A 25,746-nucleotide genomic window follows, 5' to 3' on the forward strand; every position below is an offset into this window, starting at 1 on the left:
GATCGACCATATCGGATGCCCACCGGCCACCAGCGATTCAGGATGACACGCATGCCCGCGACCACCGCCAAGGCCGGCTTCTGGAACAAGTCCCACCATCTCGACCGCATGACGCTGCGCGAGCTGGTCGTCGCCTATCTGCAATATCCGGCGATCATCCTCTATCTCGGCCTGGCCGCCGCCGGCATCGGCGGCTGGTTCTACCGCCCGGCGCCGGTCCTGCCGTCGCTGGCCGCCATCGCCGCCGCTGTCATCCTGTTCCCGCTCGTCTGGTATCTGCTCCACCGCTGGGTGCTGCACTCGCGGTGGATGTGGCGGCACAGCCTGCTGGCGGCGACGTGGAAGCGCATCCACTACGATCACCACCAGGATCCGAACCATCTGGAGGTGCTGTTCGGCTCGCCCGCCAACGTGGTGCCCACGGTGGCGGCGGCGACGATCCCGGTCGGCTGGCTGATCGGCGGCTTCGGCGGCGCGGCGGCCGCCTTCGCCACCGGCATGATCACCACCTGCGTCAACGAGTTCTTCCACTGCATCCAGCATCTGTCGTACCGCCCGCGCAACCGCTGGCTGGCGGCGATCAAGCAGCGCCACATGGCGCACCATTTCCATGACGAGACCGGCAATTTCGGCATCACCAACTTCGGCTGGGATCGCCTGTTCGGCACGCTCTACAACAAGGTGAGCGAGCGGGCGAAGAGCCCGACCGTGTTCAACCTGGGCTACACGCCCGAGGTGGCGGCGCGCCATCCCCACGTCGCCCGCCTGTCCGGCGGCGTCGAAATGCGCCCGCCGAGCCAGCGCCACCGCAAGGGCTGACTTTTCGTCTGGACGGCGCGCCCCGCTGCGGCGATGGGAAGCGCAACGGGTGGAGAGCGGCGGTGACGGTTCAGGTGCGGCAGATCGGCGTCGGCAAGGCCGATCGCAAGGCGTTCGTCGACATACAGTTCCGCCTGAACGAGGGCGATCCCAACTGGGTGCCGCCGCTGAAGGACGAGGTCCACGGCCTCATCGATCCCAGGAAGAACCCGTGGTTCGGCCACGGCGAGGCGGCCTTCTTCCTCGCCGAGCGGGGCGGTCGCGCGGTCGGCCGCATCTCCGCGCAGGTCGACAGCCTGGTGATCGCCGCGCCGGTGGAGCAGGGCGGCGGCCCGGGCACCGGCCACTGGGGCATGATCGAGGCCGAGGACGGAGAGACCGCCGCCGCCCTGATCGCCGCGGCGGAAGGCTGGCTGCGCGGCAAGGGCATGACCCGCTCGATCGGCCCGATCAGCATCTCCATCTGGGACGAGCCGGGGCTGCTGGTGCAGGGCTTCGATCATCCGCCCACCGTGATGATGGGCCATCACCAGCCGACCTATCAGGCGTGGGTGGAGGCGGCCGGCTACGCCGGCGTCAAGGATCTCAACGCCTACGATCTCAGGATCGACAAGCCCTTTCCCGATCTCGTCCAGCGCATCGTCTCCTCCGGGGAGCGGAACACCCGCATCCGGGTGCGCCGCGTCGACAAGAAGAAGTTCGCCGAGGAAGCGGCGCTGATCCTGGGCATCCTCAACGATGCGTGGGGCGACAATTGGGGCTTCGTGCCGCTGACGCCGGACGAGATCACCTATGTCGGCAAGAAGCTGCGGCCCATCGTGTTCGAGGATCTGATCATGGTGGCGGAGGTAGAGGGCGAGCCCGTGGCCTTCATGATCACCCTGCCCGATCTCAACGAGAAGCTGCGCGGCTTCGGCGGATCGCTGCTCCCGTTCAACTGGGCGAAACTGCTGTGGTGGCTGCGCCGCCCGAAGGTGCGGACGATGCGGGTGCCGCTGATGGGCGTCGTCAAGCGGCTGCAGGCCACCCGCCTGGCGAGCCAGCTGGCCTTCATGATGATCGAGTATATCCGCCGCGAATCGGTGTCGCGCTACGGCGCCACGCGCGGCGAGATCGGGTGGATCCTGGAGGACAATCAGGGCATGGTCTCGATCGCCCGCATGGTCGGCGGCGAGGTGAACAAGGTCTACCGGCTGTATCAGAAAGCCCTCTGAGGCACGCGCGGGGCGCCGCCCTCACCGCATCGTGAACAGCACCCGGTCGATCACCCGCCCGGTGGCGTCGCGCAGCAGCAGCCGGTGCGGCCCCGGGCCGGCCAGCACCAGCGGCGCCGCCTCCGCCGCGCCCAGATCGCGGCCGTCGAGCAGCAGGCGCAGGCCGGCCGTGGCGCCGCGCGTCGTCACGCGGATGCGCTGGCGATCGATCGGTATGTCCGGATCGAGCGCGTAGACGCTGCCGGAGACGGGGGCGGCGATGCGCGGGCGGCGCGACGCGGCCGGCGCCTGCGCCACTGACGACTGACCCGTGCCGGCGAGAAAATAGTCGATGCGCGGCGGCTCGACGCCGCCGGCGAAGGCCACCAGCCGCGCCTCGATGCCGGGCGGCCGGGCGGGCGCGCGGCCGGGCGCGCCCGCGTGCAGCGCCAGCATCACCGCCCGCCACACCGGAGCTGCGCCGCTGGTGCCCGATACCGCCCGCATCGGATCGCCCTCCAGATTGCCGACCCACACGGCGACGGTGAACCTGTCGGAGAAGCCGATGCACCAATTGTCCCGCATGGCCTTGGAGGTGCCGGTCTTCACCGCCGCCCAAAAGGGCAGCCGCAGCGCGCTGTCCAGCCCGAAGGTGGCGGCTCGCGCGCCGGGATCGGCCATCATGTCCGCCGCCAGCCACGCCGCCTGCCGGCTGAACACGGCACGCGGCGCGACCCGCGGATCGTCCGCCCGCAGCCGCAGCGGCGAGGCGCGGCCGCCATTCGCCAGCGTGCGATAGGCGTTCGCCTGCTCCAGCAGCGTCACTTCGGCCGATCCTAAAGCAAGGCTGAAGCCGTAATAGGCGCCGTCCTCGGTCAGCCCGCGATAACCGGCGTCCCACAGCCGGTCGCGGAACGGATCGACGCCGGTCAGGATCAGCGTGCGCACCGCCGGCACGTTCAGCGATGCGGCCAGCGCGCTGCGCGCCGATACCGGCCCCTTGAACATGCGATCGTAATTTTGCGGCACATAGAGGCCGGAAGCGGTGTCCAGCTCCACCGGCGCATCGTCCAGGATCGAGGCGGGGGTCAGCCAGCCATGCTCCATCGCCAGCGCGTAGAGGAACGGCTTCAGCGTGGATCCGGCCTGGCGATAGGCGTCCGCCCCGTCCACCGCCGCCGCCGTGGATGCGCCGCCGACGCCGCCGACATAGGCGCGCACGTCGCCCGTGACGTTGTCGACGACGATCACCGCCCCGTCCCGCGCCCGCCCGCCGCCGAGACCCAGCAGCTGGCGGGCGAGCGCCGCTGCGGCGATGCGCTGGGTGGCCGTGTCGATCGTCGTCCGCACGCGCTGCCCCGGCGCCCGCAGCAGCCGCGCCGCCAGGTGCGGCGCCAGACCGGGATCGAGCGCGAGCCGGCGATCGGCCGAGAGCATCGCCGCCGCCATCGCCGCCAGATCGTCGCACCCGCCGCCGCCGCGTAAGCGGCATGCCCGCCGCGCGATCGCCGCCGGGCCGGCCTGCGGGGCCGGCAGCAGCGCGGCCAGCAGCAGCGATTCGTTATTGGAGAGGGCCGCCGGCGGCTTGCCGAACGCCGCCAGCGAGGCGGCGGCGATGCCCTGCGCCTCGCCGCGAAAGCCGGCGAGGTTCAGATAGGCCTCGAGGATCTGCGGCTTCGTCCAGCGCCGCTCCAGCGCCAGCGCCGCCCGCATCTGGCGCGCCTTCTCGCGCCAGCCGCGCGCGCCCGGCCGGGCGAGCTCCGGCGCGAGGAAGCCGGCGAGCTGCATCGACAGGGTGGAGGCGCCGCGCGCCCGCCCGCCGGCGATCCGCGTGCGAAGCGCGGCGGCGGCGGCGATCCAGTCCACCCCGTCATGGCCGTGGAAGCGGCGATCCTCGGCCGCGACGATCGCCCGCGGCAGCGCCGGGGCGATCGCGGCGAGCGGCGTCCACGCCAGCCGCCGCACCTGGAAGTCGATGCGCACGGCGTCGATCAGCCTGCCGTCGCGATCGGTGAGCCACGCCTCGCTCGGCCGATAGGCGGCGCGCACGGCGGCATAGTCCGGCAGGCGCGGCGGCGCGGTGGCGATCGCCAGCGCCGCGAGCAGCGCGATCACGCCCGCCGCGAGGGCGATCGGCAGGCGACGGGCGATGGGGCGCGACATGTCGTCAGCCTGCCCCGATCGACGCGCGGGCGCCACTGCAACCATGGCGGCTGCGAAACGCTACACAAGCGAGGCATCGGCGACATCCGCCGGCAATGCGCTTACGCGACGAGAGCGGATGACCACGAAGAGATCGTCGATGAACCGGATCGCCCTGCTCGCCCCGATCGTGCTGGTGGTGGCGGCATGGCCGCCGGCCGCACACGCCGCCAGCCAGCCGCCGCCGGCCCGCACCACCTCGCTGATCGTCTATGGCGAGGATCCGTGCCCGAAAGGCGACGGCGACGAGATCGTCGTCTGCGCGCGCGAGCCCGAGAGCGAACGCTACCGCATCCCGAAGAAGCTGCGCGACCGCAAGGCCGAGGAGACCGGCGCCCGATCTTGGACCGATCGCGTCGCCGGCGTGGAGGAAGCGAGCCGCCCGTCGCGGCCGAACAGCTGCTCGGCCGTGGGCGCCGGCGGCCAGAGCGGCTGCACGCAGGCGATGCTGCGCCAGTGGTTCGCCGAGCGGCAGGCGGCCAAGGCCGAGGCGGCGGCGATCCCGTGAGATCCTCGCCGCGATCGATCGTCGCCCTCGCGCGGAGCGCAACCGGGGTTTAACCCGCGTCGGGCACAGCAGGCGGCGGTCGGCGGGCATGAGGGGCGACGGGATGGAAGCGACGGACAGGATGACGGTGCTGGTCACGGGCGGCGCCGGCTATATCGGCAGCCATGCGGTGCTGGCGCTGCGCGATGCCGGGCGGCCGGCGGTGGTGATCGACAATCTCGTCACCGGCTTCCGCTGGGCGGTGCCGGAGGACGTGCCGTTCGTCGAGGGGAACGTCGCCGACATGGATCTCGTCGGCCGCATCATCGCCGAGCACGATATCGGCGCCATCATGCACTTCGCCGGATCGGTGGTGGTGCCCGAGTCGGTCGTCGATCCGCTGAAATATTATCGCAACAACACGGCCGCCAGCCGCGCGCTGATCGAGGCGGCGGTGGCGGGCGGCGTGCGCCACTTCATCTTCTCCTCCACCGCCGCCACCTACGGCATCCCGGAGGCGATCCCGGTGACGGAGGATGCGCCGCAGCGGCCGATCAACCCCTACGGCATGTCCAAGCTGATGACAGAGGCGATGCTGGCGGACGTGGCGGCGGCGCACCCGCTCAACTATTGCGCGCTGCGCTACTTCAACGTCGCAGGCGCCGATCCGCAGGGCCGGTCCGGCCAGTCCACCGCCGGCGCCACCCACCTCATCAAGATCGCGGCGGAGGCGGCGTGCGGCAAGCGCGGCCACGTCGCGATCTTCGGCACCGACTATGCGACGCCGGACGGCACCGGCGTGCGCGACTATATCCACGTCAGCGACCTGGCCGAGGCGCATCTGCGCGCGCTGGACACGCTGATGGCGGAGCCGACGCGCAGCCACCGGCTCAACTGCGGCTACGGGCGCGGCTTCTCCGTGCGCGAGGTGCTGGACGCGGTGGACCGGCTGACGAACCGCACGATCGAGCGCCGGCTGGAACCCCGCCGCGCCGGCGATCCGGATGCGCTGGTGGCGGACAACCGCGCCGCCATCGCCACGCTCGGCTGGACGCCGCGGCGCGACGATCTCGACACGATCGTGCGTGACGCGCTGGCCTGGGAACGCGGGCTGAAATAAGCGCCGATCAGCCGGGCGTCCGCGCCAGCCAGATGATGTGCCGCGCGCCGCCGCGGGCGCCGTTCGCCCGCACCTCCTGCGGCCGCACGGCGAAGCCGGCCGCCTCCAGCCGGCGGGTGAAGCGCGGATCGGGCGCGGAGGACCAGACCGCCAGGGTGCCGCCCGGCCGCAGCGCCGCCCGCGCCGCCGCCAGCCCGGCGGCGCCGTAGAGCCCGTCATTCGCCGCGCGCACCAGTCCGTCGGGGCCATTGTCCACATCCAGCAGGATCGCGTCCCAGGCGCCCCGCGCGGCACGGATCGGCACCGCCACGTCGCCCGTCGCCAGCGCGACGCGCGGATCGTCCAGGCTGCCGGCGAACAGGTCCGCCAGCGGCCCCCGGCCCCAGGCGATCACCTCCGGCACGATCTCCGCCACCGTGATCCGCGCCGCCGGACCCAGCAGCGCCAACGCCGCCCGCAGGGTGAAGCCCATGCCCAGCCCGCCGATCAGGATTCGCCCATCCGCCGGCGCATCGCCGCAGCCGAGCGTGGCGAGCGCCTCCTCCGATCCGCTGAGGCGGCTGCTCATCAGCTCGTTGCCGCCCAGCATGATCATGTGGTCGCGCCCGCGGCGGATCAGCCGCAGCTGGCCGCCGCCCGGAATGTCGGCGGTGTCGATCAGTTCGCGCGCGATCATTTCCGCTCCACATCCTGTTTCCGCCGCTCGGGATCGCCGCTACGATGCGCCGGGCAGCAGCGAGGGCATGGGCATGGGCCTGTTCGATTTCTTCTCCAAGCAGTTCGTCGACGTCATCGACTATACCGACGAGGCCGGCGTGCTCGCCATCCGCGTGCCGTTCGCCGATCGCGAGATCCAGAACGGCGCGAAGCTGACGGTGCGCGAGGGGCAGATCGCCGCCTTCGTCGACGAGGGGCGCGTCGCTGACATGTTCGGGCCGGGCCTCCACACGCTCGAAACCTCGAACCTGCCGATCCTCACCAACCTGATGAACTGGGACAAGGCGTTCAACTCCCCGTTCAAGTCGGACGTCTACTTCTTCTCGCAGAAGGAGCAGATCAACCAGAAGTGGGGCACCGCCCAGCCGATCACCATCCGCGACCGGGAGCTGGGGCCGATCCGCCTGCGCGCCTTCGGCAGCTATTCGTACCGGATCGACAAGGTCGCGCCGTTCATGACGACCATCATGGGATCGCAGGAGCGGGTGACGGCAGCGGATATCGAGCCGCAGCTGCGCGCCGCGATCGCCACGTCGCTCGCCACCGGGCTCGGCGGCGGCACGATCCCCTTCCTCGATCTCGCCGCCAACCAGACGGCGCTGGGCGAGGCGCTGAAGGAGGCGGTGGCGCCCGCCTTCGCCCGCCACGGCCTGCTGGCGACGAGCTTCTTCGTCGAATCGCTGTCGCTGCCGGAAGAGGTGCAGGCCTATCTCGACAAAGCGAGCTCGATGCGCGTGCTCGGCGATCTCGATGCCTATGCCAGGTTCCAGACGGCCGAGGCGATCGGCACCGCGGCGGCCAACCCTGGCGGCGTGGCCGGCATCGGCGCCAGCGCGGCGGCCGGCATGGCGATCGGCCAGGCGATGACCGGCGGCCTCTCCGCCGCCGCCGCGCCGGCCGAGGATCCGTTCGCGCAGGTGGAGAAGCTGCACAAGCTGCTGACCATCGGCGCGCTGAGCCAGGCGGAGTTCGACGCCAAGAAGGCCGAGCTGCTGGGCCGCATCCGCTGATCGCGGGGTCGCGCCGATGCTCACCGCCAACTGCCCGAGTTGCGGCGCCGAGGTGATCTTCCGCTCGCCGGCGCTGCCGGTGGTCGTCTGCGCCTACTGCCAGAGCCTCGTGACCCGCGTCGGCGACGATCTCGAGGCGGTCGGCAAGGCGGCGGCGCTGCCGTTCGACGTCAGCCCGATCCGTCTCGGCACCACGGGTCGGTTCGGCGATCGGGCGTTCGAGGTGATCGGCCGCGTGCGCTGGGGCTGGACGGACGGCAGCTGGAACGAGTGGCTGCTGCTGTTCGCCGATGGCGGCGCCGCGTGGCTGGGCGAGGCGATGGGGCAGTATATGCTGCTGGAGGAGCACGCGGCGGAGAGCGGCGACGCGCTCGTCCGGCGCATCGCCGGCGGCGGCGAGGCGATCGTGGGCGGGCGGGCGACGATCGACGGCCGCCCGCTAACGGTCTCCGATGCGCGCCGGGCGCGCTGCATCGCCGCCGAGGGCGAACTGCCGTTCCGCGCGCCGCCGGGCTGGACGATCTACAGCGTGGATCTGCGCGGGGAGGACGGTTCCTGCGCCAGCATCCAGCGCGATGCCGGCGAGGTCGGCCTGTACCTCGGCCGCTACGTCACCCTGGCGGAGCTCGCTACGCGCAACCTGCGCGCGATCGAGGGCTGGGCGATGCCCTCCTTCGCCGCATGACGGAGGCGGCCGCCCCCGCGACCCGGACGCTCGCCTGCCCCGCCTGCGGCGGCACGATCACCATCCGCGCCGCCGGCAGCACGGTGACGCTGGCCTGCATCCACTGCGGCAGCCTGGTCGACGTCGCCGATCCGGCCGCCCGCGTGATCAAGCGCTACAAGGAGGCGGTCGCCGCGCTGGAGATCCCGCTCGGCACGCGTGGCACGCTGAAGGGCGTCGAGTGGGAGGCGATCGGCTATCTGCGCCGCGGTGACGGCTGGGCGGAGTGGGACGAGTATCTGCTGTTCAACCCGTATGAGGGCTATCGCTGGCTGATCGGCGACGGGCGCGGCTGGAACTTCGGCCGCATGCTCACCAGCGCGCCGAAGCCGGTGTTCGGCGCGCTGGTGGCCGAAGGCGAACGCTACACGCCCTTCTTCGCGGAGAGCGAGGCGAAGGTGCAACATGTGCTCGGCGAATTCTACTGGCGGGTGACGGTGGGCGAGGCGGTGCGCGCGGCGGACTGGGTGCGCCCCGGCTTCATGCTCTCGCGCGAGGTGAACGCCGCCGAGGAGAGCTGGACGATCGCCGAGCTGATCGATCCGCGCGAGATGCGCCGCGCGTTCGGCACCGCCCCGCCGCCGTCCTGGCCCGGCAGCGGCCGCCCGCCGATGCCGCACCAGCGATCGCCGCTCGCCGGCGTGATCGGCCCGGCCTGGCTGTGCGCGATCGCCGCGATCGTGGCCTTGTTCGTGCTGGCGCCGATGTTCGCCGGCGGCGGCGGCGCGGGCGTGAGCGAGACCGTCACCCTGTTCCCCGAGGGTACGGAGCGCAGCGCCACGATCGGCCCGGTCACGCTCACGCGGGCGCGACAGCCCGTCACCATCCACGCCCGGTCGGACGAGGTGCGCAACCAGTGGGTCGATCTCGATTACGCGCTGGTCGATCGCGCGACCCAGGCCAGCTTCGAGGCCTATGACATCGTCGAGGAATATGAGGGCAGCGACTCGGACGGCGGGTGGAGCGAGGGGAGCCGCAGCACCACCAGCAAGATCGGCTCGGTGCCTGCCGGCACCTACGATCTGGTCGTCGATCTCGGCGCGCACAACTGGACGGGGGCGAGCAGCAGCTATGCCGCCGGCATCGCGCCGGTGCGGGTGACGGTGTCGGTCCGCCCGGGCGGCGTGTTCTGGAGCAATGTGTGGCTGGCGGTGCTGCTGATCCTGCTGCCCGCCGGCTGGCTCACCTGGCGGCACATCCGCTTCGAGACGGCGCGCACCGCCGAGAGCGACACGGGCGGCGGGACATGAACCCGCGCCTGCTCGCCTACGGCCTCTGGTGCCTCGCGGTGCTGAGCGGCGTCGTGATGGCGGCGAACGCCGGCTACTCCCCGTTCGCCGATGGCCGGCGTGCGCCGCTCCGGGCCGGCGGCGGCTATTACGGCCCCACCCACAAATAGAAAGGACGATGCGATGGACACGATCTGGACGCCGCTTCTCAGCAGCCTGATCTTCGCCGGCGTCGGCATCGTCGCGCTGGTGGTGGGCTTCGCCGTCCTAGATCTGCTGACGCCCGGCAAATTATGGCAGGAGATCAACGAGAAGCAGAACAACGCCGTCGCCATCTTCGCCGGCGCCGTCGCGATCGCGCTCGCCATCATCATCGCCGCCGCCATTCATGGATGAAGCCGGGGCGGCCGCGCCGCCGGGCACCCCGGCGTCGCGCGCCTACACGGCCGCGCTGCTCGCCTCGGCCTTCGTCGTCGCCACCTGCGGCCTCGTCTACGAGCTGCTCGCCGGCACCCTCGCCAGCTATCTGCTCGGCGACAGCGTCACGCAATTCTCCACCGTGATCGGCAGCTACCTGTTCGCGATGGGCATGGGCAGCTGGGTCTCGCGCTACGTGCGGCAGGGCGAGCTGGCGCTGTTCGTCCGCGTGGAGATCATGATCGCGCTGGTCGGCGGCTGGTCGGCGGCGGGGCTGTTCCTGCTGTTCCCGGTGATCGATCATTTCCGCGTCGCGCTCTACGCGCTGGTGCTGGCGATCGGCTTCCTCGTGGGGCTGGAGATACCGCTGCTGATGCGCGTGCTGCGGCCGCGCTTCGCCTTTCGCGAGGTCGTCTCCACCGTCCTCACCTTCGACTATGTCGGCGCGCTCGCCGCCTCGCTGCTGTTCCCGCTGATCCTGATGCCGCACCTGGGCATGATCCGCACCGGCTTCCTCTTCGGGCTGATGAACGTCGGCGTGGCGCTGGCGCTGCTGTTCATCCTGCCGGGCCGGCGCGCGCTCACGGGCGAGAAGGCGGCGGCGATACTCGTCGCGCTGCTGCTGCTGGCCGGCTTCGTCGTGGCCGAGCGGCTGCAGCGCTGGGCAGAGGTGGCGGCCTATGACGAGCCGGTGATCTATGCCGTCTCCACGCCCTATCAGCGCATCGTGCTCACCCGGCGCGGGGAGGATCTGCGGCTCTACCTCAACGGCAACCTGCAATTCTCCTCGCGCGACGAATATCGCTATCACGAGGCGCTGGTGCAGCCGGCGCTGGGCCGCGTCGCGCATCCGGCCGACGTGCTCATCATGGGCGGCGGCGACGGCCTGGCCGCGCGCGAGGTGCTGAAGCACCGGGACGTGGCGCGGGTGACGCTGGTCGATCTCGATCCGGCGATGACGCGGCTGTTCGCCCGCAGCCCGGTGCTGGCGGCGCTGAACCGGGGCGCGCTCACCGACCGGCGGCTCACGGTGGTGAACGAGGATGCCTTCCGCTGGATCCGGCGGGCGCGCGGGCGCTACGACGCGATCGTCGTCGATTTCCCCGATCCGGTCGATTTCTCGGTCGGCAAGCTCTACACCGAGAGCTTCTATCGCGAGCTCTCGCGCATCCTGGCGCCGCACGGCGTGGCGGTGGTGCAGAGCACGTCGCCGCTCGTCGCGCCCAAGGCGTTCTGGACGGTCGCCACCACCATCGCCGCCGCCGGCCTCGCGACGCGGCCCTACCACGCCTATGTGCCGAGCTTCGGCGAGTGGGGCTTCGTGCTCGCCGCCCACAGCGCGGTGCCCGCCACCGCCCGCATCCCGCCCGGCGGCCGCTTCCTCACCGCCGCGATCGAGCCGCGCCTGTTCGATTTCCCGCCGGACATGGCGTGGCGGCCGGTGCCGGTGAACCGCCTCGACAACCAGGCGCTCGTCCGCGCCTTCGCCGATGAGTGGGCCGTCTATGAGGGCTGACCGGCGCCGCCGCTCCTCGCCGCGTAGGGGCGGCGGATGACGCCGCTCGGCCGCCCCGTCCCGCGCCGCGCGCTGCTCGGCGGGCTCGCCGTTGCGGGCGCGGCGGCGGGCGGCGGGACGGCGTGGCTGCGGCCGGGCGATCCGGCGATGCCGGGCACGATCGCCGGCGCGGACATGGCGCGCGGCCACCGCCTGCGCGACGGCGCCTTCCCGCCGCCCTCGATCGAGGAGCGGAGCGGGATCGTCATCGCCGGCGGCGGCATCGCCGGCCTCTCCGCCGGGTGGGCGCTGGCGGAGGCCGGCCACGCCGACTTCCGCCTGCTGGAGCTGGAGGACGAGCCCGGCGGCAATGCGCGCGGCGGGCGCAACGCCGTCTCGGCCTATCCGCTCGGCGCGCATTATCTGCCGGTGCCCAACCGCGAGGCACGCGGCGTGCGCCACCTGCTGCGCCGGCTGGGGGTGATCGTCGGGGAAAAGGACGGCGCGCCGGTCTACGATCCCTACCAGCTCTGCGCCGACAGCCAGGAACGGCTGCTGTGGCAGGGCCGCTATCAGGAGGGGCTGGTGCCGCGCACCGGCCTCTCGGTCGGCGATGCGGCGCAGGTGGACGCCTTCTTCGCTGCCATGCGTGCCTTCTCGCAGCGCGTGGGGGCGGACGGCAGGCCCGCCTTCGCCATCCCGATCGCCGCCAGCTCGCGCGACGCCGATCTGCTCGCGCTGGATGCGGTGCCGTTCGCCGGCTGGCTCGATCGGCAGGGCTGGACGGCGCCGACGCTGCGCATGCACCTGCGCTACGCCTGCCGCGACGATTATGGCTGCGAGCCGCACGACGTGTCGGCCTGGGCGGGGATCCACTATTTCGCCAGCCGGCGCGGCTGGGCGGCGGACGGCGCCGGCGACAACGAGCTGACCTGGCCGGAGGGCAATGCCCGGCTGGCGCGCGCCATGGCGGCACGCTTCGCCGATCGCATCGCGCCCGGCCGCATCGTCCATCGCGTCGCCCGCGCGGGCGATGGCCTTGCCGTCGACGCCTTTGACGTGGCGCGCGACGCCACGGTGCGCACGCTGTGCCGCGCCGCGATCCTCGCCATGCCGCGCTTCGTCGCCGCCCGCGTCGCGCCCGGCCTGGTGCCGCCGGCCGAGGGCTTCGGCTATGCCCCGTGGGTGGTGGCGAACGTCACCGTCGATCGCCTGCCGGGCGGGCGCGGGGCGAAGCTGGCGTGGGACAATGTCTCGTCGACCAGCGCCTCGCTCGGCTACGTCGTCGCCACGCACCAGTCGCTCGCCGCCCACCCGATGGCGACGGTGCTGACCTGGTACATGCCGCTCTCCACCCTGCCGCCAGCCGCCGCCCGCCGCCTGCTGGTGGAGCGGCCGCTGGCCGCGTGGCAGGCGATCGTGCGGGACGACCTGTTGGCGATGAACCCGGATCTGGCCGGCGCCATCCGCCGCATCGACGTGTGGCGCTGGGGCCATGCGATGATCCGCCCCGTCCCGGGCTTCATCTGGGGTGCGGCCGCCGCCGCCCGGCCGCGGCCGCCGCTGTTCGTCGCCCACAGCGATCTCAGCGGCATATCGATCTTCGAGGAAGCGCATTATCACGGCACGCGCGCCGCCGAAGATGCGATGCGCCACCTCGGCCACCCGCATGAGAGCCTGTTGTGAACCCGCCCCCGCCCTATGACGGCCGCCACCTGATCGCCGACCTGCACGGCTGCACCGGGCTGGACGACGTCGCCGCGATCGAGCGGCTGCTGCGGGATGCCGCCACGGCCGCCGGCGCCGCCTTGCTGGAGATCCGCCTGCACGCCTTCGGCCCCGGCCAGGGCGTGACGGGTGTGGCGCTGCTCGCCGAATCGCACATCTCGATCCACAGCTGGCCCGAGCATGGCTATGCCGCGCTCGACTTCTTCCTCTGCGGCGCGCGCCACGATCTGGAGGCGGCGCTGGCCGTGATCGTCGCCGGCCTCGCCCCGCGCGAGGTGGCGCGGACGACGGTGCGACGCGGCTACGGAGCCCTCTGAAGCGCGGCGGGCCCGGCGCTATCGCGCCTCGATCGCCGCGATCAGCGCCTGCGTGAAGGCAGGGATATCGGCCGGCTTGCGGCTGGTGATGAGGTTGCCGTCCACCGCCACCTCCTCGTCGACGATGGTCGCGCCGGCATGCTTCAGGTCGGTGCGGATCGACGGCCATGGCGAGACGGTGCGGCCGGAGACGATACCCGCCTCCGCCAGCATCCACGGGCCGTGGCAGATGGCCGCCACGGGCTTGCCGGCCGCATCGAACGCGCGGACGATCTCGATCGCCTTGGCTTCGGTGCGCAGGGTATCCGGATTGCCGACGCCGCCGGGGATCAGCAGCGCGTCATACTCGTCGGGCCGGACGTCGGCCAGGGTCAGGTCCGGCGTGATCGTGCGGCCGGGCTCGTCATGCACGGTCGCCAGTATTTCGTCGGTGTCGATCGAGGCCAGCGTCACCCGGGCGCCGGCGCCCAGCAGGGTGTCGCGCGGATCGAACAGCTCCGCCTCCTCGAAGCGGTTCGTCGCGATGATGAGGATATGGGCGTCGGCGATGGCGGTCATGGAAGCTCTCTCGGCAGCGGTGATGCGCCGGCTGTAACCCGCCGGCCCCGGCGCCGTTCCGGAACGAAGCCGCGCGGGCTGGCGTTCATTTGGGGCGAAAGGAGGCCCACGCCCGCGATGCTCTGCTATGTCGACGATGCGCTGCCCGGTATCACCCGCCGCAAGATCGGCAAGCACTGGGCCTATTTCAGCCCCAAGGGCCGGCGCATAGCACGCCGTGGCGAGATCGACCGGCTGAACGCCATCGCCCTGCCGCCGGCCTATACCGATGCGTGGTTCTGTCCCAGTCCGCACGGCCACATCCAGGCCGTTGGCTGGGACGAGAAGGGCCGCAAGCAGTATCGCTACCACCTCGATTTCCGCAGCCAGCAGGAGGCGGAGAAATATGATCGCCTCGCCGATTTCGGCCGCGCCTTGCCGCTGATCCGCGCGCGGGTGGAGGAGGATCTGTCCGGCCGCACGCTCGGCAAGGACGCGGTCGTCGCCGCCGTCGTCCGCCTGCTCGATCTCGGCCGGGTGCGCGTGGGGAACGAGGGCTATGCCCAGGCGAACAAGAGCTTCGGCGCAACCACCCTGCGCACCCGCCACGCCACCGTCAGCGGAGCGCGTCTGAAACTGGAATATATGGGCAAGTCCGGCAAGGTGCAGAAGCTGACGATCGAGGACACCCGCCTCTCGCGCCTCGTCCGCCGTTGCGCCGATCTGCCGGGGCAGAACCTGTTCCAGTTCGTCGGCGAGGATGGCGCGCCCCACCCGGTCAGCTCGTCGGACGTGAACGCCTATTTGCGCGACGCTTCGGGCCGCGAGGTGACGGCCAAGCATTTCCGCACGTGGGGGGCCACGGTGATCGCCTATTCGGCGCTGATCGAGGCCGGCGGCCAGCTGCCGCTGAAAGCCATGCTGGAGCCGGTGGCGCAGGCGCTGGGCAACACGCCCGCGATCGCCCGCAAATCCTATGTTCATCCCGCGCTCATCGAGCTTGCCCATAGCAAGGCCTGCACACCGATCGAGGGGCTGAAGCCGCCTCGCGCGACGAAATATCTCTCCGGGCCCGAACGCGGGCTGATCGCCTTCTTGGACGAGCTGGCCGACGCCCGAGAGACAGCATCCGAGGCCGCCTGATCCAATGCCGACCAAGACCGAAGCCGCCGCGGCCAAGGCCCCAACCTTGCCCAAATTGCCGCCGATCGACCAGCAGCTGACCCTGTTCTGGACGCAGACGACCGAGTGGATCACCACCCACATCGTCCAGATCGTCGCCGGCAGCGTGATCGCGGCGGTGATCGTGGCGGTGCTGCTGGGCATGAAGACGCTCGGCGTGCGCATCTGCCGCGGCGACACCGATCATACGCGCTGGCGCACCGTGATCGGCCGCGCCTTCGCCAAGACCAACATCTGGTTCATGATCGCCGTCGCGGCGGAGCTTGTCTCCGGCTACGCGCAGGCGCCGGGCGCCGTCGCCTCCACGATCCGCTTCGTCTTCACCGTTGCGGTCACGCTGCAGGCGGCGATCTGGGCGCGCGAGCTGATCCTGGGCGTGATCGAGCATCGCACCGGCAGCGGCGACGAGGCGAGCGGCCACGGCAGCGCGCTCGGCATCATCCGGCTGCTGGTGACGATCGCGCTGTTCGCCATCGCCACGATCCTGATCCTCGACAATCTCGGGGTGAACGTCACCGGCCTGGTCGCGGGTCTCGGCATCGGCGGCATCGCCATCGGCCTCGCCGCGCAGGGCATCTTCTCCGATCTGTTCGCCGCCCTCTCCATCCTGTTCGACAAGCCGTTCCGCCGTGGCGACGCGGTGCGTTGGGACAGCACCTCCGGCAGCGTCGAGGCGATCGGCCTGAAAACCACGCGGGTGCGCGCGCTGACCGGCGAGGAGGTGGTGATCTCCAACGCCAACCTGCTGAACAAGGAACTGCACAATCTGGCGCGGCTGGACCGGCGGCGGCACGTGCTGGCGATCGGCGTGATCTACCAGACCCCGCCCGAGGTCTGCGCCGAGATACCGGACATGCTGCGCCGGATCGTCGAGGGGCAGGAGAAATGCACTTTGGTCCGTTGCGGGATGACCGGCTTCGGCGCCTCCAGCCTGGATTACGAGCTGCAGTTCGACGTGCACTCGCAGAATTACGAGGTGGTGTTCAACGCCCGCAGCGCCGTATGCATCGCCATTCTGCAGGCGTTCAACGAGGCGGGAATCGAGTTCGCCTACCCCACGCAGACCAGCTTCACCGCCGCCCCGGACGGACGGGCGATCATGCCCTATCCCGAGCAGACGCGGCTGGTGACGGACCACGACCTCACCCATGCGGACGATCGGCCGAACACTTGACGTTCACGTAAAGCGGGCGCTAAGCCGCATCCGACCGGCCGCGCGATGCGGCCGCCTGGGAGAGCGACATGGCGACGTTGAGCATCGCGGACATGCAGGCCAAGACGGGCGAGGAGATCGCCGTCTCCGAGTGGATCCTCGTCGATCAGGCGATGATCGACGCCTTCGCCGAGACGACGATGGACCGCCAGTTCATCCACATCGATCCCGTCAAGGCGCGGATGACGCCGTTCGGCGGCACCATCGCGCACGGTTTCCTCACCCTCTCGCTGCTGTCGGCGATGATGGAACAGTCGGACATGCCCACGCCGGAGGGCGTGAAGATGGCCGTGAACTACGGCTTCAACAAGATGCGCTTCCTGACCCCGGTGCCCAGCGGATCGCGCGTGCGCGGCCGCTTCAAGCTGGCCGAGCTGGACGAGAAGCGCCCCGGCCAGCTGCAGCAGACGCTGGAGGCGACGGTGGAGATCGAGGGCGGCGCCAAACCCGCGCTGATCGCCGAGTGGATCACGCAGATCTTCGTCTGAACGCGTCCGCCCTCCCCCATTCCAAGGATCATCGCCATGCGTGAAGCCGTCATCGTCTCAACCGCCCGCACCGCCATCGGCCGCGCCTATCGCGGCGCGTTCAACGCCACCCCCTCCCCCACCCTCGCCGCCCACGCGATCCGCGCCGCCGTGGAGCGGGCCGGCATCGATCCGGCCGAGGTGGACGATGTCGTGATCGGCGCCGCGCTCCAGCAGGGCGTACAGGCGACGATCGGGCGTACCGCCGCCCTGCGCGCCGGCCTGCCGGTCACGGTCGCCGGCGTGTCGGTGGATCGCCAGTGCGCCTCGGGGCTGGAGGCGATCGCCATCGCCGCGCGCAAGGTGATCGTCGATCGCGAGGATGTCGTCGTCGCCGGTGGCGTCGAATCGATCTCGCTGGTGCAGACCAAGGATCTGCGCGTCGGCATCGATCGCGAGCTGCTGAAGATGCACGACGACATCTACATGCCGATGCTGCAGACGGCGGAGATCGTCGCCAGCCGCTACGGCATCGGCCGCGAGGCGCAGGATGCCTATGCGCTGCGCTCGCAGCAGCGCACCGCCGCCGCGCAGGCCGCCGGCCGCTTCGATGCCGAGATCGTGCCCGTCACGGCGACGATGTCCGTCACCGACAAGGCGACCGGCGAGACGTCGAGCAGGGAGATCGTGATCGACCGCGACGAGGGCGCGCGCGCGGACACCACCGCCGAGGGCCTGGCCGCGCTGAAGCCGGTGATCGGCGAGAGCGGCGTCATCACCGCCGGCAATGCCAGCCAGCTCTCCGACGGCGCATCGGCCTGCGTGGTGATGGACCGCGCGTTGGCCGAGCGCCGCGGCCTCCAGCCGCTCGGCCGCTTCGTCGGCATGGCGGTGGCGGGCACCAAGCCGGACGAGATGGGCATCGGCCCGGTATTCGCCGTGCCCAAGCTGCTCGAACGCTTCGGCCTGACGATCGGCGACATCGGCCTGTGGGAGCTAAACGAGGCATTCGCCGTGCAGGTGCTCTACTGCCGCGACACGCTTGGCATCCCGGACGAGCTGCTCAACGTCGACGGCGGCGCGATCTCGATCGGCCATCCCTACGGCATGTCCGGCGCGCGGATGACAGGGCACGCGCTGATCGAGGGCAAGCGCCGGGGCGCCCGGCACGTCGTCGTCACGATGTGCGTCGGCGGCGGCATGGGCGCGGCGGGGCTGTTCGAGGTTCTCTAAAGCGGCTCCGAGGCAGGTGCACCCACCTGCCGGCCCGGGAAGCGCGACAGACAAGCGTAAGCCGTGCGCGATTATCGCACGGGTGAAATCATCTGTTGCGGCCAACGCCCTTTATCCCAGCCCTGCCGCCACCTAAGGACGAGGCGAAGATGAGGAGATGGCGATGAAGACCCGTGCGGCCGTGGCGTTCGAGGCGAAGCGCCCGCTGGAGATCGTCGAGCTCGACCTGGAAGGGCCGAAGGCGGGCGAGGTGCTGGTCGAGATCATGGCGACCGGCATCTGCCACACCGACGCCTATACGCTGGACGGGCTGGACAGCGAGGGCCTGTTCCCCAGCGTGCTGGGCCACGAGGGCGCCGGCATCGTGCGCGAGGTGGGCGCGGGCGTCACGTCCGTCGCGCCCGGCGATCACGTCATCCCGCTCTACACGCCCGAGTGCCGCCAGTGCAAAAGCTGCCTGTCGGGCAAGACCAACCTCTGCACCGCCATCCGCGCCACGCAGGGCAAGGGGCTGATGCCGGACGGCACGACCCGCTTCAGCCACAAGGGGCAACCGATCTTCCATTACATGGGCTGCTCCACCTTCTCGAACTTCACCGTGCTGCCCGAGATCGCGGTGGCGAAGATCCGCGAGGACGCGCCGTTCAAGACGAGCTGCTACATCGGCTGCGGCGTGACGACCGGCGTGGGCGCGGTGGTGAACACCGCCAAGGTGCAGGTGGGCGAGAATGTCGTCGTGTTCGGGCTCGGCGGCATCGGCCTGAACGTGATCCAGGGCGCGCGGCTGGCTGGCGCGGCGAGGATCATCGGCGTGGACATCAACCCGGACCGGGAGGAATGGGGCCGCCGCTTCGGCATGACCCACTTCCTCAACAGCCGCGGCCTCTCCCGCGAGGAGACGGTGGCCAAGGTGCTTGAACTGACCGACGGCGGCGCTGACTACAGCTTCGACGCGACCGGCAATACCGAGGTGATGCGCACCGCGCTGGAGGCGTGCCATCGCGGCTGGGGCACCTCGATCATCATCGGCGTGGCGGAAGCCGGGCGGGAGATTTCGACGCGGCCGTTCCAGCTCGTCACCGGGCGCAACTGGCGCGGCACGGCGTTCGGCGGCGCCAAGGGCCGCACCGACGTGCCGAAGATCGTCGACTGGTACATGAACGGCAAGATCGAGATCGATCCGATGATCACCCACGTGCTGACGCTCGATGAGATCAACAAGGGGTTCGATCTGATGCACGCCGGCGAGAGCATCCGTTCGGTGGTGGTCTACTGAGGCATGGAGACCGTCTCTACCAGCCGCGCGCACGGCGGCACGCAGGGCGTCTACCGCCACGCCTCCGCCGCCACCGCCACCGACATGACCTTCTCGGTCTTCGTGCCGGATCATGCGGCCGGGGCGAAGCTGCCGGTGGTGTGGTATCTGTCCGGCCTCACCTGCACCCACGCCAACGTGACCGAGAAGGGGGAGTTTCGCGCCGCCTGCGCGGAGCTGGGCCTGATCTTCGTGGCGCCGGACACGAGCCCGCGCGGCGACGGCGTGCCGGACGATCCCGCCGGCGCCTATGATTTCGGCCTCGGCGCCGGCTTCTACGTCGATGCGACGGAGGCGCCCTATGCGGCGAACTACCGCATGTGGCGCTACGTGACGGAGGAGCTGCCGACGCTGGTCGCGGCCGGGTTTCCGGCCGACATGGACCGTCAGTCGATCATGGGCCACTCGATGGGCGGCCATGGCGCGCTGACGATCGGGCTGACCTTCCCCGATCGCTACCGGGCGGTATCGGCCTTCGCGCCGATCGTGGCGCCGTCGCGCGTGCCGTGGGGCGAGAAGGCGCTCGCCGGCTATCTGGGGCCCGATCGCGCGGCCTGGGCGAAGCATGACGCGGTGGCGCTGATCGAGGGCGGCGCGCGCGTGCCCGCCTTGCTCGTCGATCAGGGGGAGGCGGATAATTTCCTCGCCGAGCAGCTGCAGCCGCAACTGCTGGCGACTGCGTGCGAGGCCGCCGGCATCCCGCTCACCCTGCGGATGCAGCCGGGCTACGATCACAGCTACAATTTCATCTCGACCTTCATGGCCGATCATCTGCGCTGGCACGCCGCCCGCTTGAAATAGGCGGCGGCGGGGCGGGAGATCATCCCGGCCGGCTACCGTGCCGGCAACGTGCCGCCCAGCCGCGCATCGAGCAGGTCGACGAGGTTGCGCACCTTCGGCAGCAAATGGCGCCGCTGCGGATAGACCGCCCAGACCGGCTCGTCCTGTGCGCGGACGTCATCCAGCACGCGCGCCAGCCGGCCGTCCGCGATCGCCTGGCCGACGTAGAAGTCGGGCAGCTGGCATAAACCCAGCCCGGCGACCGCCGCCTCCGCCACGGCGGTGCCGCTGTTGCAGCGCCAGCGGGCCGGCGGCGTGATCGTCCGCTCCCGCCCCGCATCGGTGAAGCGCCAGCTGGGCGAGGTGCCGATCAGGCAGTCATGCGCCATCACGTCGTCGATCGTCCGCGGCGCGCCCCGCGCGCGCAGATAGGCGGGCGACGCGCAGACCTCCACCCGCCGCATCGCGATCTTCCGTCCGGCGAGGCGCGCGTCGGCGAGGTGGCCGGTGCGTATGCCCAGGTCATAGGCCTCGCCGATCAGGTCGACGACGCGATTGGTGAGATCGAGCGACACCCGCGTGCGCGGATAGAGCTCGGCGAAGTGACGCACGATCGGCGCGACGAACCACTCGCCGAGCGCCGTGGAGCAGGTGATGCGCAGCTCGCCCTGCGGCTCGCCCCGTCCGTTCACGTTGGCGAGCAGCTCGTCCCGCTCGGCGATGATGCGCCGGCTCTGCTCCACCACCGCCCGGCCGGTATCCGTCAGCCGCACCGATCGGGTGGTGCGGGCGAACAGCTTGGCGCCGAGCCGCGCCTCCAGCTGGGCGATCGCCCGGCTGACATGCGACGCCGACACGCCGAGCGAGCGGGCGCCGCCCACGAACGAGCCCGCATCGGCGATGGCGACAGCCTCCTCCAGTCCCGTCCAGCCCACGCATCGTCCCTCACATGACCCGATGAGGGGCGTATTCGCGCGAATGTGTCGGCTGGGCAATGATGTGGCGGGCGACGATGCGGCGGCCCGTGCCTACGCCGTCATGGCCAGCGCTGGCGGAGCCGCCCGGCGCCAGCTCTGCCGCAGCCTATCCTCCACCAGCGTCCAGTCCGGCCGCGCCAGGTCGATCGCGATCCAGCCGGACGGCCCGATATAGGCGGGCCAGCTGTATCGCCCGGGATCGGCCTCGATCAGCATGTCCTGCTCGTCGCGCCCACTCGTCTTGACGCAGACGACGGTGCGGCCGTCGCCATGATGATCGTGGCGGAAATAGGCGAACATCCTGCCCTTCACCCGAAAGGCGGGGATGCCGTGCGACACCGTTTTGTCCGCCAGCGGCAGGCCGAGGCACAGGTCACGAATCCGTAAGAGGGCGGCGTCAGGGTCATCGGCCAGCATCGCGCCAGCCTGCAGCCGATCGTGGCGGCTTGCAATCGCATCGGCGTTCATGGGAGTCCGGACCGAATGACATCGCCTCGCCTCGCCCGGATGCTGCTCGCCGCGGCCGCCCTCGCCAGCCTCTCCGCCTGCGCCGGCACGCCGCCGGCCAGGCGCGCGGGCGCGCCGACGGTGGACGTGCAGATCCTCGCCTTCAACGACTTCCATGGCAATCTGGAACCGCCGAAGCTCGCGATCACCGCGCCGGCGCCGGGGGGCGCCACGGTGAAGGTGCCCGCCGGCGGTGTCGCCTATCTCGCCTCGGCGCTGGAGGCGCGGCGCAAGGGCCATGCGAACAGCATCACGGTCGCGGCCGGCGATCTCGTCGGCGCCTCGCCGCTCATCTCGGCGCTGTTCCTCGACGAGCCGACGGTCGACGCGATGAACCTGCTCGGCCTCTCGATCACCTCGGTCGGCAATCACGAGTTCGATCGCGGCCGCGCCGAGATCCTGCGCCTGGCCCACGGCGGCTGCCAGAAGAACACGGTGCGCGAGCCCTGCCGCATCGACCGGACGTTCGCCGGCGCGCGCTACGATATCCTCGCCGCGAACACGCTTACGGAGGACGGCGCGCCGCTGCTGCCCGGCAGCGTGGTGCGCAGCTTCGGCAGCGGCGCGGGCCGGGTGAGGATCGGCTTCGTCGGCATGACGCTGAAGGGCACCGCCACGCTCGTCTCGCCCACCGGCATCGCCGGCCTCACCTTCGCCGACGAGGCGGAGACGGCCAACGCGCTCGTCCCCGGCCTGAAGGCGCAAGAAGTGGATGCGATCGTGCTGCTGATCCACCAGGGCGGCCAGACGAGCGTCGGCTATGACGACAAGAGCTGCGCCGACCTTTCCGGCGATATCCTGCCGATCCTGGCGAAGCTCGATCCCGCCTTCGATCTCGTCGTCTCCGGCCACACCCACAAATCCTATGTGTGCGATTACGGCCGGATCGATCCGACGCGGCCGTTCCTGCTGACCAGCGCCGGCCAATATGGCACCCTGGTGACGGACATCCTGCTGCGCATCGATCCCGCCGCCCATCGCGTCGTGGCCAGGCAGGCGGATAATGTGATCGTGCAGGGGGAAGGCTTTGGCAGCGGCGCGGCGGCCGTGCCGGTCAGCCCGCTCTACCCGCGCTTCCCCGCCTCGCCGCCGCTCGCGGCGCTGGCCGCCACCTATGCGCAGGCCGCCGCGCCGCTGACCGGGCGGGCGCTCGGCCGTCTCTCCGGTCCGGCCCTGCGCGCGCCCACCGCCTCGCGCGAATCGGTGCTCGGCGATCTGGTCGCCGACACCTATCTCGCCGCGACGAACACGGCCGCCACCGGCCGCGCCGATCTCGCCTTCACCAATCCCGGCGGCGTGCGGGCGGATCTCGTCCCGGCGGCGGACGGCACCGTCACCTACGGGCAGCTCTTCACCGTGCTACCCTTCGCCAACACGCTGGTGGTGCGCAGCTATACCGGCCGCCAGATCCGCGCCGCGCTGGAACAGCAGTTCAGCGGCACCCACAGCCCGGCGGCGCCCTACGTGCTGCTGCCGTCCGCCAACATGCGCTACGCCTATGATCTCTCCCGGCCGGAAGGGCAGCGCATCCTGGACGCGACCGTCTCGGGCAGGCCGCTGGACGATGCGGCGCGCTACCGCGTCACGGTCAACAACTTCCTCGCCGGCGGCGGAGACGGCTTCGCGGCGCTGGCGGAGGGCACGGACAGCGTCGGCGGGCCGATCGATCTCGATGCGTTCGAGGCCTATCTCGCCGGCGACCGGGTGGTCGCGCTGCCCGTGACGGACCGGATCGCCAACCGCACCCCGCAATGAGGCGGCGCGATCAGGCGAGCCGCTCCGGCACCTCCAGCGCCTCCTCGATCAGCGTGCCGCTCGGCGCGACCGACTCCCACGGAAAGACGTACCAGTCCTTGTCCACCTCGCGATCGATCGTGCGCGAGCAATAGTCCACCGTCGCCCGCGAGCGGCTGTTGTTGATGAGCACGGCGATGCGCTGGTTGGCGGGCACCCCGCCATGGCCGACGATGGCGTCGCGCAGGTACATCAGGGTCGCGCCGCTGTCGTTGATATCGTCGACGAACAGGATGCGCCGGTCGGCCCGGCTCATGGTGGCCAGCTTGGCGAGCAGTTCGTCCGAGAAGCCGGCCACCTTCGAGGAATAGTCCACCGACAGCATCGATATGCCGGTGCGGTGGGAGAGGTAGGCGCCCGGCACCAGCCCGCCCCGGCCGATGCCGACGATGAAGTCCGGCCGCCAGTCGTCCGCCTCCAGCCGCGCGGCGATCGCCTGCACGTCCGCGACGAACCGCTCATAGGCGATGTAGGTGAGCACCGGCGTTTCGGGAGCGGTCATCGGCGGAAATCCTTGGCTGGCAGCCGATCCGATACTCCGCCGCGGCGGCACCCGGCAACCTTGCAACCGCGCGGCCGCCGGCTATCATCGAGGTCGCTTGCGGACGGAGGGGTGCCATGGCGGGGGACGAACCGGCGCCCGACGATCCGGCCACCATCATCGCGGCGGCGCAGCTCGGCATCGCTCTGCCGGCGGAGTGCGTCGCCGGCGTGCGGCAGAACCTGGCGGTGCTGGCCGCGCACTGGGCCGATCTGCGCCGCTGCATCGACGCGGACCCTTCCGAAACGTGACGCGAGCCGCCGTGGATCAGGCGCCGGAAAGCGTCGTCGCCATCGCCGCCGCCGTGCGGACGGGCGCGATCTCGGCGGTGGCGGTGGCGCGGCGGGCGCTCGCGCGGATCGCGGCGCTTGATCCGCCGGTCAACGCCGTCACCCGCACCCTCGCCGCGCGCGCGCTGGCGGAGGCGGCGGCGGTGGACGCGCGGATCGGCGCCGGCCGCGATCCCGGTCCGCTCGCGGGCGTGCCCTACGGCGTCAAGGATCTGTTCGACGTGGCGGGGCAGCCGACCACCGCCGGCGCCGGCATGCGCCGCGATGCGCCGCCGGCGGCGGCCGATGCGGAGGCGATCCGCCGCCTCGCCGCCGCCGGCGCGGTGCTGGTCGCCACCCTGAACATGGACGAATATGCCTATGGCTTCGCGACGGACAATGCCGCGTGGGGCCTCACCCGCAACCCGCACGATCGCACGCGCCTGTCGGGCGGCTCGTCCGGCGGATCGGCGGCGGCGGTGGCGGCGGGGATGCTGCCGTTCAGCCTGGGCTCCGACACCAACGGATCGATCCGCGTGCCGGCCAGCCTCTGCGGTCTCTACGGGCTGAAGCCCACCCACGGCGCGCTGCCGATGGCGGGCGTGTTCCCGTTCGTCGCCAGCTTCGACGATATCGGCCCGTTCGCCACCAGCCTGGACGATCTGGCGATGGTGCACGGCGTGCTGGCGGGCGAGGCGACGCCGCCGGCGGCGATGCCGGCCGTGGCGCTGCTCGGCGGCTGGTTCGTCGCCGATATCGTGCCGGATCTGGCGGCGGCGCTGGCGGCGATCGGCGAGGCGCTCGGCGGCATCCCCACGGTGGAGCTGCCGCAGGTCGCCGCCGCCCGCTCCGCCGCCTTCCTGATGACGGCGGCGGAGGGCGGCGCGCGCCACCTGCCCGAACTCCGCCGCCGCGCCCTCGCCTTCGATCCGGCCACGCGGGACCGGCTAATCGCCGGCGCCGCGCTGCCCGCCGCCGCATGGTTCGACGCGCAGCGTTTTCGCGAGGGGTTCCGCGCGCGCTGCCTGGATCTGCTGGCCGCGCACCCGGTGCTGATCGCGCCCGCCACCGGCTGCCCCGCGCCGATGATCGCCGATCCCGTGGTACAACTGGACGGCAGGCCGTCGCCGGCGCGCGCCAGCCTGGGCCGCTACACGCAGCCGATCAGCTTCGTCGGCCTGCCCGCTCTCTCCGTGCCGCTCAGGCGCGCCGGCCGCCTGCCGATCGGCGTGCAGCTGATCGCGGCGCCGGGGCGAGAGGCGCAGCTCTACGCCGTCGCGCGGCGGCTGGAGGGGCTCGGCCTGGTCGGCTTCGGTCCGCCACCCCAAGTAAGCGGAACATGAATTGTCGGGCCGCGCGCGATATGTGATAAGCGGCCGTCAAAGCCCAGCATAGGGCCACCAGCAGGAGGAGGTAGGCGATCGCAGGGGGCGTACCCGATGGCGTTGTATCTCCATGTCAGCTTCCGGGGTT

27 protein-coding genes are annotated in these 25,746 nt (G+C 71.2%); 21 read left to right on the top strand and 6 right to left on the bottom strand.

The window, feature by feature from the left end; genetic code table 11:
* Window positions 1–42 precede the first annotated feature (42 nt).
* Both GNT64_RS12170 and GNT64_RS12175 read left to right on the top strand, forming a co-directional pair.
* Entirely contained in the window at window positions 43–819 is a 777-nt protein-coding gene (locus tag GNT64_RS12170) for a sterol desaturase family protein (RefSeq protein WP_156679761.1), read from the top strand.
* A 62-nt stretch (window positions 820–881) separates the two neighbouring features.
* On the top strand, window positions 882–2,033 hold the full coding sequence (locus GNT64_RS12175; protein WP_156679762.1) for an N-acetyltransferase: 1,152 nt from the start codon (window positions 882–884) through the stop codon (window positions 2,031–2,033).
* A gap of 21 nt (window positions 2,034–2,054) precedes the next feature.
* Here the strand turns inward: GNT64_RS12175 and pbpC are convergent, their stop codons facing one another.
* The gene (gene pbpC, locus GNT64_RS12180) at window positions 2,055–4,175 is read right to left on the bottom strand and encodes a penicillin-binding protein 1C (protein ID WP_156679763.1); all 2,121 of its coding nucleotides are present in this window, start codon (window positions 4,173–4,175) and stop codon (window positions 2,055–2,057) included.
* 139 nt (window positions 4,176–4,314) lie between these two features.
* Here pbpC and GNT64_RS12185 point away from each other — a divergent pair, with 139 nt between their 5' ends.
* Together GNT64_RS12185 and galE are read left to right on the top strand one after the other, a co-directional pair.
* Window positions 4,315–4,722, top strand: coding sequence for a hypothetical protein (locus GNT64_RS12185; protein ID WP_156679764.1), 408 nt, complete (start codon window positions 4,315–4,317; stop codon window positions 4,720–4,722).
* An 88-nt stretch (window positions 4,723–4,810) separates the two neighbouring features.
* Window positions 4,811–5,821: a UDP-glucose 4-epimerase GalE gene (gene galE, locus GNT64_RS12190; RefSeq protein ID WP_231638979.1), complete on the top strand. Its 1,011-nt coding sequence runs from the start codon at window positions 4,811–4,813 to the stop codon at window positions 5,819–5,821.
* 7 nt (window positions 5,822–5,828) lie between these two features.
* Here the strand turns inward: galE and GNT64_RS12195 are convergent, their stop codons facing one another.
* Window positions 5,829–6,497 (bottom strand): spermidine synthase family protein, encoded by a 669-nt coding sequence (locus tag GNT64_RS12195; protein WP_156679766.1) that lies wholly within the window; start codon window positions 6,495–6,497, stop codon window positions 5,829–5,831.
* 73 nt (window positions 6,498–6,570) lie between these two features.
* Here GNT64_RS12195 and GNT64_RS12200 point away from each other — a divergent pair, with 73 nt between their 5' ends.
* From GNT64_RS12200 to speD, 8 genes are read left to right on the top strand one after another with little or no spacing between them, the layout of a single operon-like run.
* The gene (locus GNT64_RS12200; RefSeq protein WP_156681596.1) at window positions 6,571–7,548 is read left to right on the top strand and encodes an SPFH domain-containing protein; all 978 of its coding nucleotides are present in this window, start codon (window positions 6,571–6,573) and stop codon (window positions 7,546–7,548) included.
* 16 nt (window positions 7,549–7,564) lie between these two features.
* A complete protein-coding gene (locus tag GNT64_RS12205; RefSeq protein ID WP_156679767.1) occupies window positions 7,565–8,233 on the top strand; it encodes a DUF4178 domain-containing protein in 669 nt (222 codons plus the stop codon).
* On the top strand, window positions 8,230–9,522 hold the full coding sequence (locus GNT64_RS12210) for a DUF4178 domain-containing protein (RefSeq protein WP_156679768.1): 1,293 nt from the start codon (window positions 8,230–8,232) through the stop codon (window positions 9,520–9,522). The genes GNT64_RS12205 and GNT64_RS12210 overlap by 4 nt, the downstream gene beginning before the upstream one ends.
* Entirely contained in the window at window positions 9,519–9,671 is a 153-nt protein-coding gene (locus GNT64_RS21550) for a hypothetical protein (RefSeq protein WP_197276971.1), read from the top strand. The genes GNT64_RS12210 and GNT64_RS21550 overlap by 4 nt, the downstream gene beginning before the upstream one ends.
* Before the next feature lie 13 nt (window positions 9,672–9,684).
* Window positions 9,685–9,897, top strand: a complete 213-nt coding sequence (locus tag GNT64_RS12215) for a DUF350 domain-containing protein (protein WP_156679769.1) — start codon at window positions 9,685–9,687, stop codon at window positions 9,895–9,897.
* Complete coding sequence (locus GNT64_RS12220) at window positions 9,890–11,434, top strand: polyamine aminopropyltransferase (RefSeq protein ID WP_156679770.1); 1,545 nt, start codon at window positions 9,890–9,892, stop codon at window positions 11,432–11,434. Before GNT64_RS12215 ends, GNT64_RS12220 begins: the two co-directional genes overlap by 8 nt.
* 36 nt (window positions 11,435–11,470) lie before the next feature.
* A complete protein-coding gene (locus tag GNT64_RS12225; protein ID WP_156679771.1) occupies window positions 11,471–13,099 on the top strand; it encodes an FAD-dependent oxidoreductase in 1,629 nt (542 codons plus the stop codon).
* Window positions 13,096–13,458 carry an adenosylmethionine decarboxylase gene (speD, locus tag GNT64_RS12230; protein WP_156679772.1) on the top strand — a complete coding sequence of 121 codons (363 nt, stop codon included), beginning with the start codon at window positions 13,096–13,098 and terminating at the stop codon, window positions 13,456–13,458. Before GNT64_RS12225 ends, speD begins: the two co-directional genes overlap by 4 nt.
* A gap of 18 nt (window positions 13,459–13,476) precedes the next feature.
* Here the strand turns inward: speD and GNT64_RS12235 are convergent, their stop codons facing one another.
* Complete coding sequence (locus tag GNT64_RS12235; protein ID WP_156679773.1) at window positions 13,477–14,016, bottom strand: type 1 glutamine amidotransferase domain-containing protein; 540 nt, start codon at window positions 14,014–14,016, stop codon at window positions 13,477–13,479.
* A 117-nt stretch (window positions 14,017–14,133) separates the two neighbouring features.
* Between GNT64_RS12235 and GNT64_RS12240 the strand changes: the two genes are divergently transcribed.
* From GNT64_RS12240 to fghA, 6 genes are all read left to right on the top strand, one after another.
* Window positions 14,134–15,138: a DNA topoisomerase IB gene (locus tag GNT64_RS12240; protein ID WP_156679774.1), complete on the top strand. Its 1,005-nt coding sequence runs from the start codon at window positions 14,134–14,136 to the stop codon at window positions 15,136–15,138.
* A 4-nt stretch (window positions 15,139–15,142) separates the two neighbouring features.
* The gene (locus tag GNT64_RS12245; RefSeq protein ID WP_156679775.1) at window positions 15,143–16,351 is read left to right on the top strand and encodes a mechanosensitive ion channel family protein; all 1,209 of its coding nucleotides are present in this window, start codon (window positions 15,143–15,145) and stop codon (window positions 16,349–16,351) included.
* Between the two features lie 68 nt (window positions 16,352–16,419).
* Window positions 16,420–16,878 (top strand): MaoC family dehydratase, encoded by a 459-nt coding sequence (locus GNT64_RS12250; protein ID WP_156679776.1) that lies wholly within the window; start codon window positions 16,420–16,422, stop codon window positions 16,876–16,878.
* A 36-nt stretch (window positions 16,879–16,914) separates the two neighbouring features.
* Complete coding sequence (locus GNT64_RS12255; RefSeq protein ID WP_156679777.1) at window positions 16,915–18,090, top strand: acetyl-CoA C-acyltransferase; 1,176 nt, start codon at window positions 16,915–16,917, stop codon at window positions 18,088–18,090.
* A gap of 163 nt (window positions 18,091–18,253) precedes the next feature.
* Complete coding sequence (locus GNT64_RS12260) at window positions 18,254–19,366, top strand: S-(hydroxymethyl)glutathione dehydrogenase/class III alcohol dehydrogenase (RefSeq protein ID WP_156679778.1); 1,113 nt, start codon at window positions 18,254–18,256, stop codon at window positions 19,364–19,366.
* Window positions 19,367–19,369: 3 nt separating this feature from the next.
* A complete protein-coding gene (gene fghA / locus GNT64_RS12265) occupies window positions 19,370–20,206 on the top strand; it encodes an S-formylglutathione hydrolase (protein WP_156679779.1) in 837 nt (278 codons plus the stop codon).
* Between the two features lie 32 nt (window positions 20,207–20,238).
* Here the strand turns inward: fghA and GNT64_RS12270 are convergent, their stop codons facing one another.
* A complete protein-coding gene (locus GNT64_RS12270) occupies window positions 20,239–21,120 on the bottom strand; it encodes a LysR family transcriptional regulator (protein WP_156679780.1) in 882 nt (293 codons plus the stop codon).
* 93 nt (window positions 21,121–21,213) lie between these two features.
* Complete coding sequence (locus GNT64_RS12275; protein ID WP_231638981.1) at window positions 21,214–21,630, bottom strand: MmcQ/YjbR family DNA-binding protein; 417 nt, start codon at window positions 21,628–21,630, stop codon at window positions 21,214–21,216.
* Between the two features lie 15 nt (window positions 21,631–21,645).
* Here GNT64_RS12275 and GNT64_RS12280 point away from each other — a divergent pair, with 15 nt between their 5' ends.
* Entirely contained in the window at window positions 21,646–23,424 is a 1,779-nt protein-coding gene (locus tag GNT64_RS12280; protein WP_156679781.1) for a bifunctional metallophosphatase/5'-nucleotidase, read from the top strand.
* Window positions 23,425–23,434: 10 nt separating this feature from the next.
* On the opposite strand, the gene GNT64_RS12285 is transcribed toward GNT64_RS12280, so the two are convergent.
* On the bottom strand, window positions 23,435–23,965 hold the full coding sequence (locus tag GNT64_RS12285; protein WP_156679782.1) for a phosphoribosyltransferase: 531 nt from the start codon (window positions 23,963–23,965) through the stop codon (window positions 23,435–23,437).
* Window positions 23,966–24,081: 116 nt separating this feature from the next.
* Here GNT64_RS12285 and GNT64_RS12290 point away from each other — a divergent pair, with 116 nt between their 5' ends.
* Window positions 24,082–24,255, top strand: coding sequence for a hypothetical protein (locus GNT64_RS12290; protein WP_156679783.1), 174 nt, complete (start codon window positions 24,082–24,084; stop codon window positions 24,253–24,255).
* Window positions 24,252–25,616 carry an AtzE family amidohydrolase gene (locus tag GNT64_RS12295; protein WP_231638982.1) on the top strand — a complete coding sequence of 455 codons (1,365 nt, stop codon included), beginning with the start codon at window positions 24,252–24,254 and terminating at the stop codon, window positions 25,614–25,616. The genes GNT64_RS12290 and GNT64_RS12295 overlap by 4 nt, the downstream gene beginning before the upstream one ends.
* The last annotated feature ends 130 nt before the right edge of the window (window positions 25,617–25,746 follow it).

The sequence above is a fragment of the Sphingomonas profundi genome (genome assembly GCF_009739515.1).
In the GTDB taxonomy this organism is placed as follows: domain Bacteria; phylum Pseudomonadota; class Alphaproteobacteria; order Sphingomonadales; family Sphingomonadaceae; genus Alterirhizorhabdus; species Alterirhizorhabdus profundi.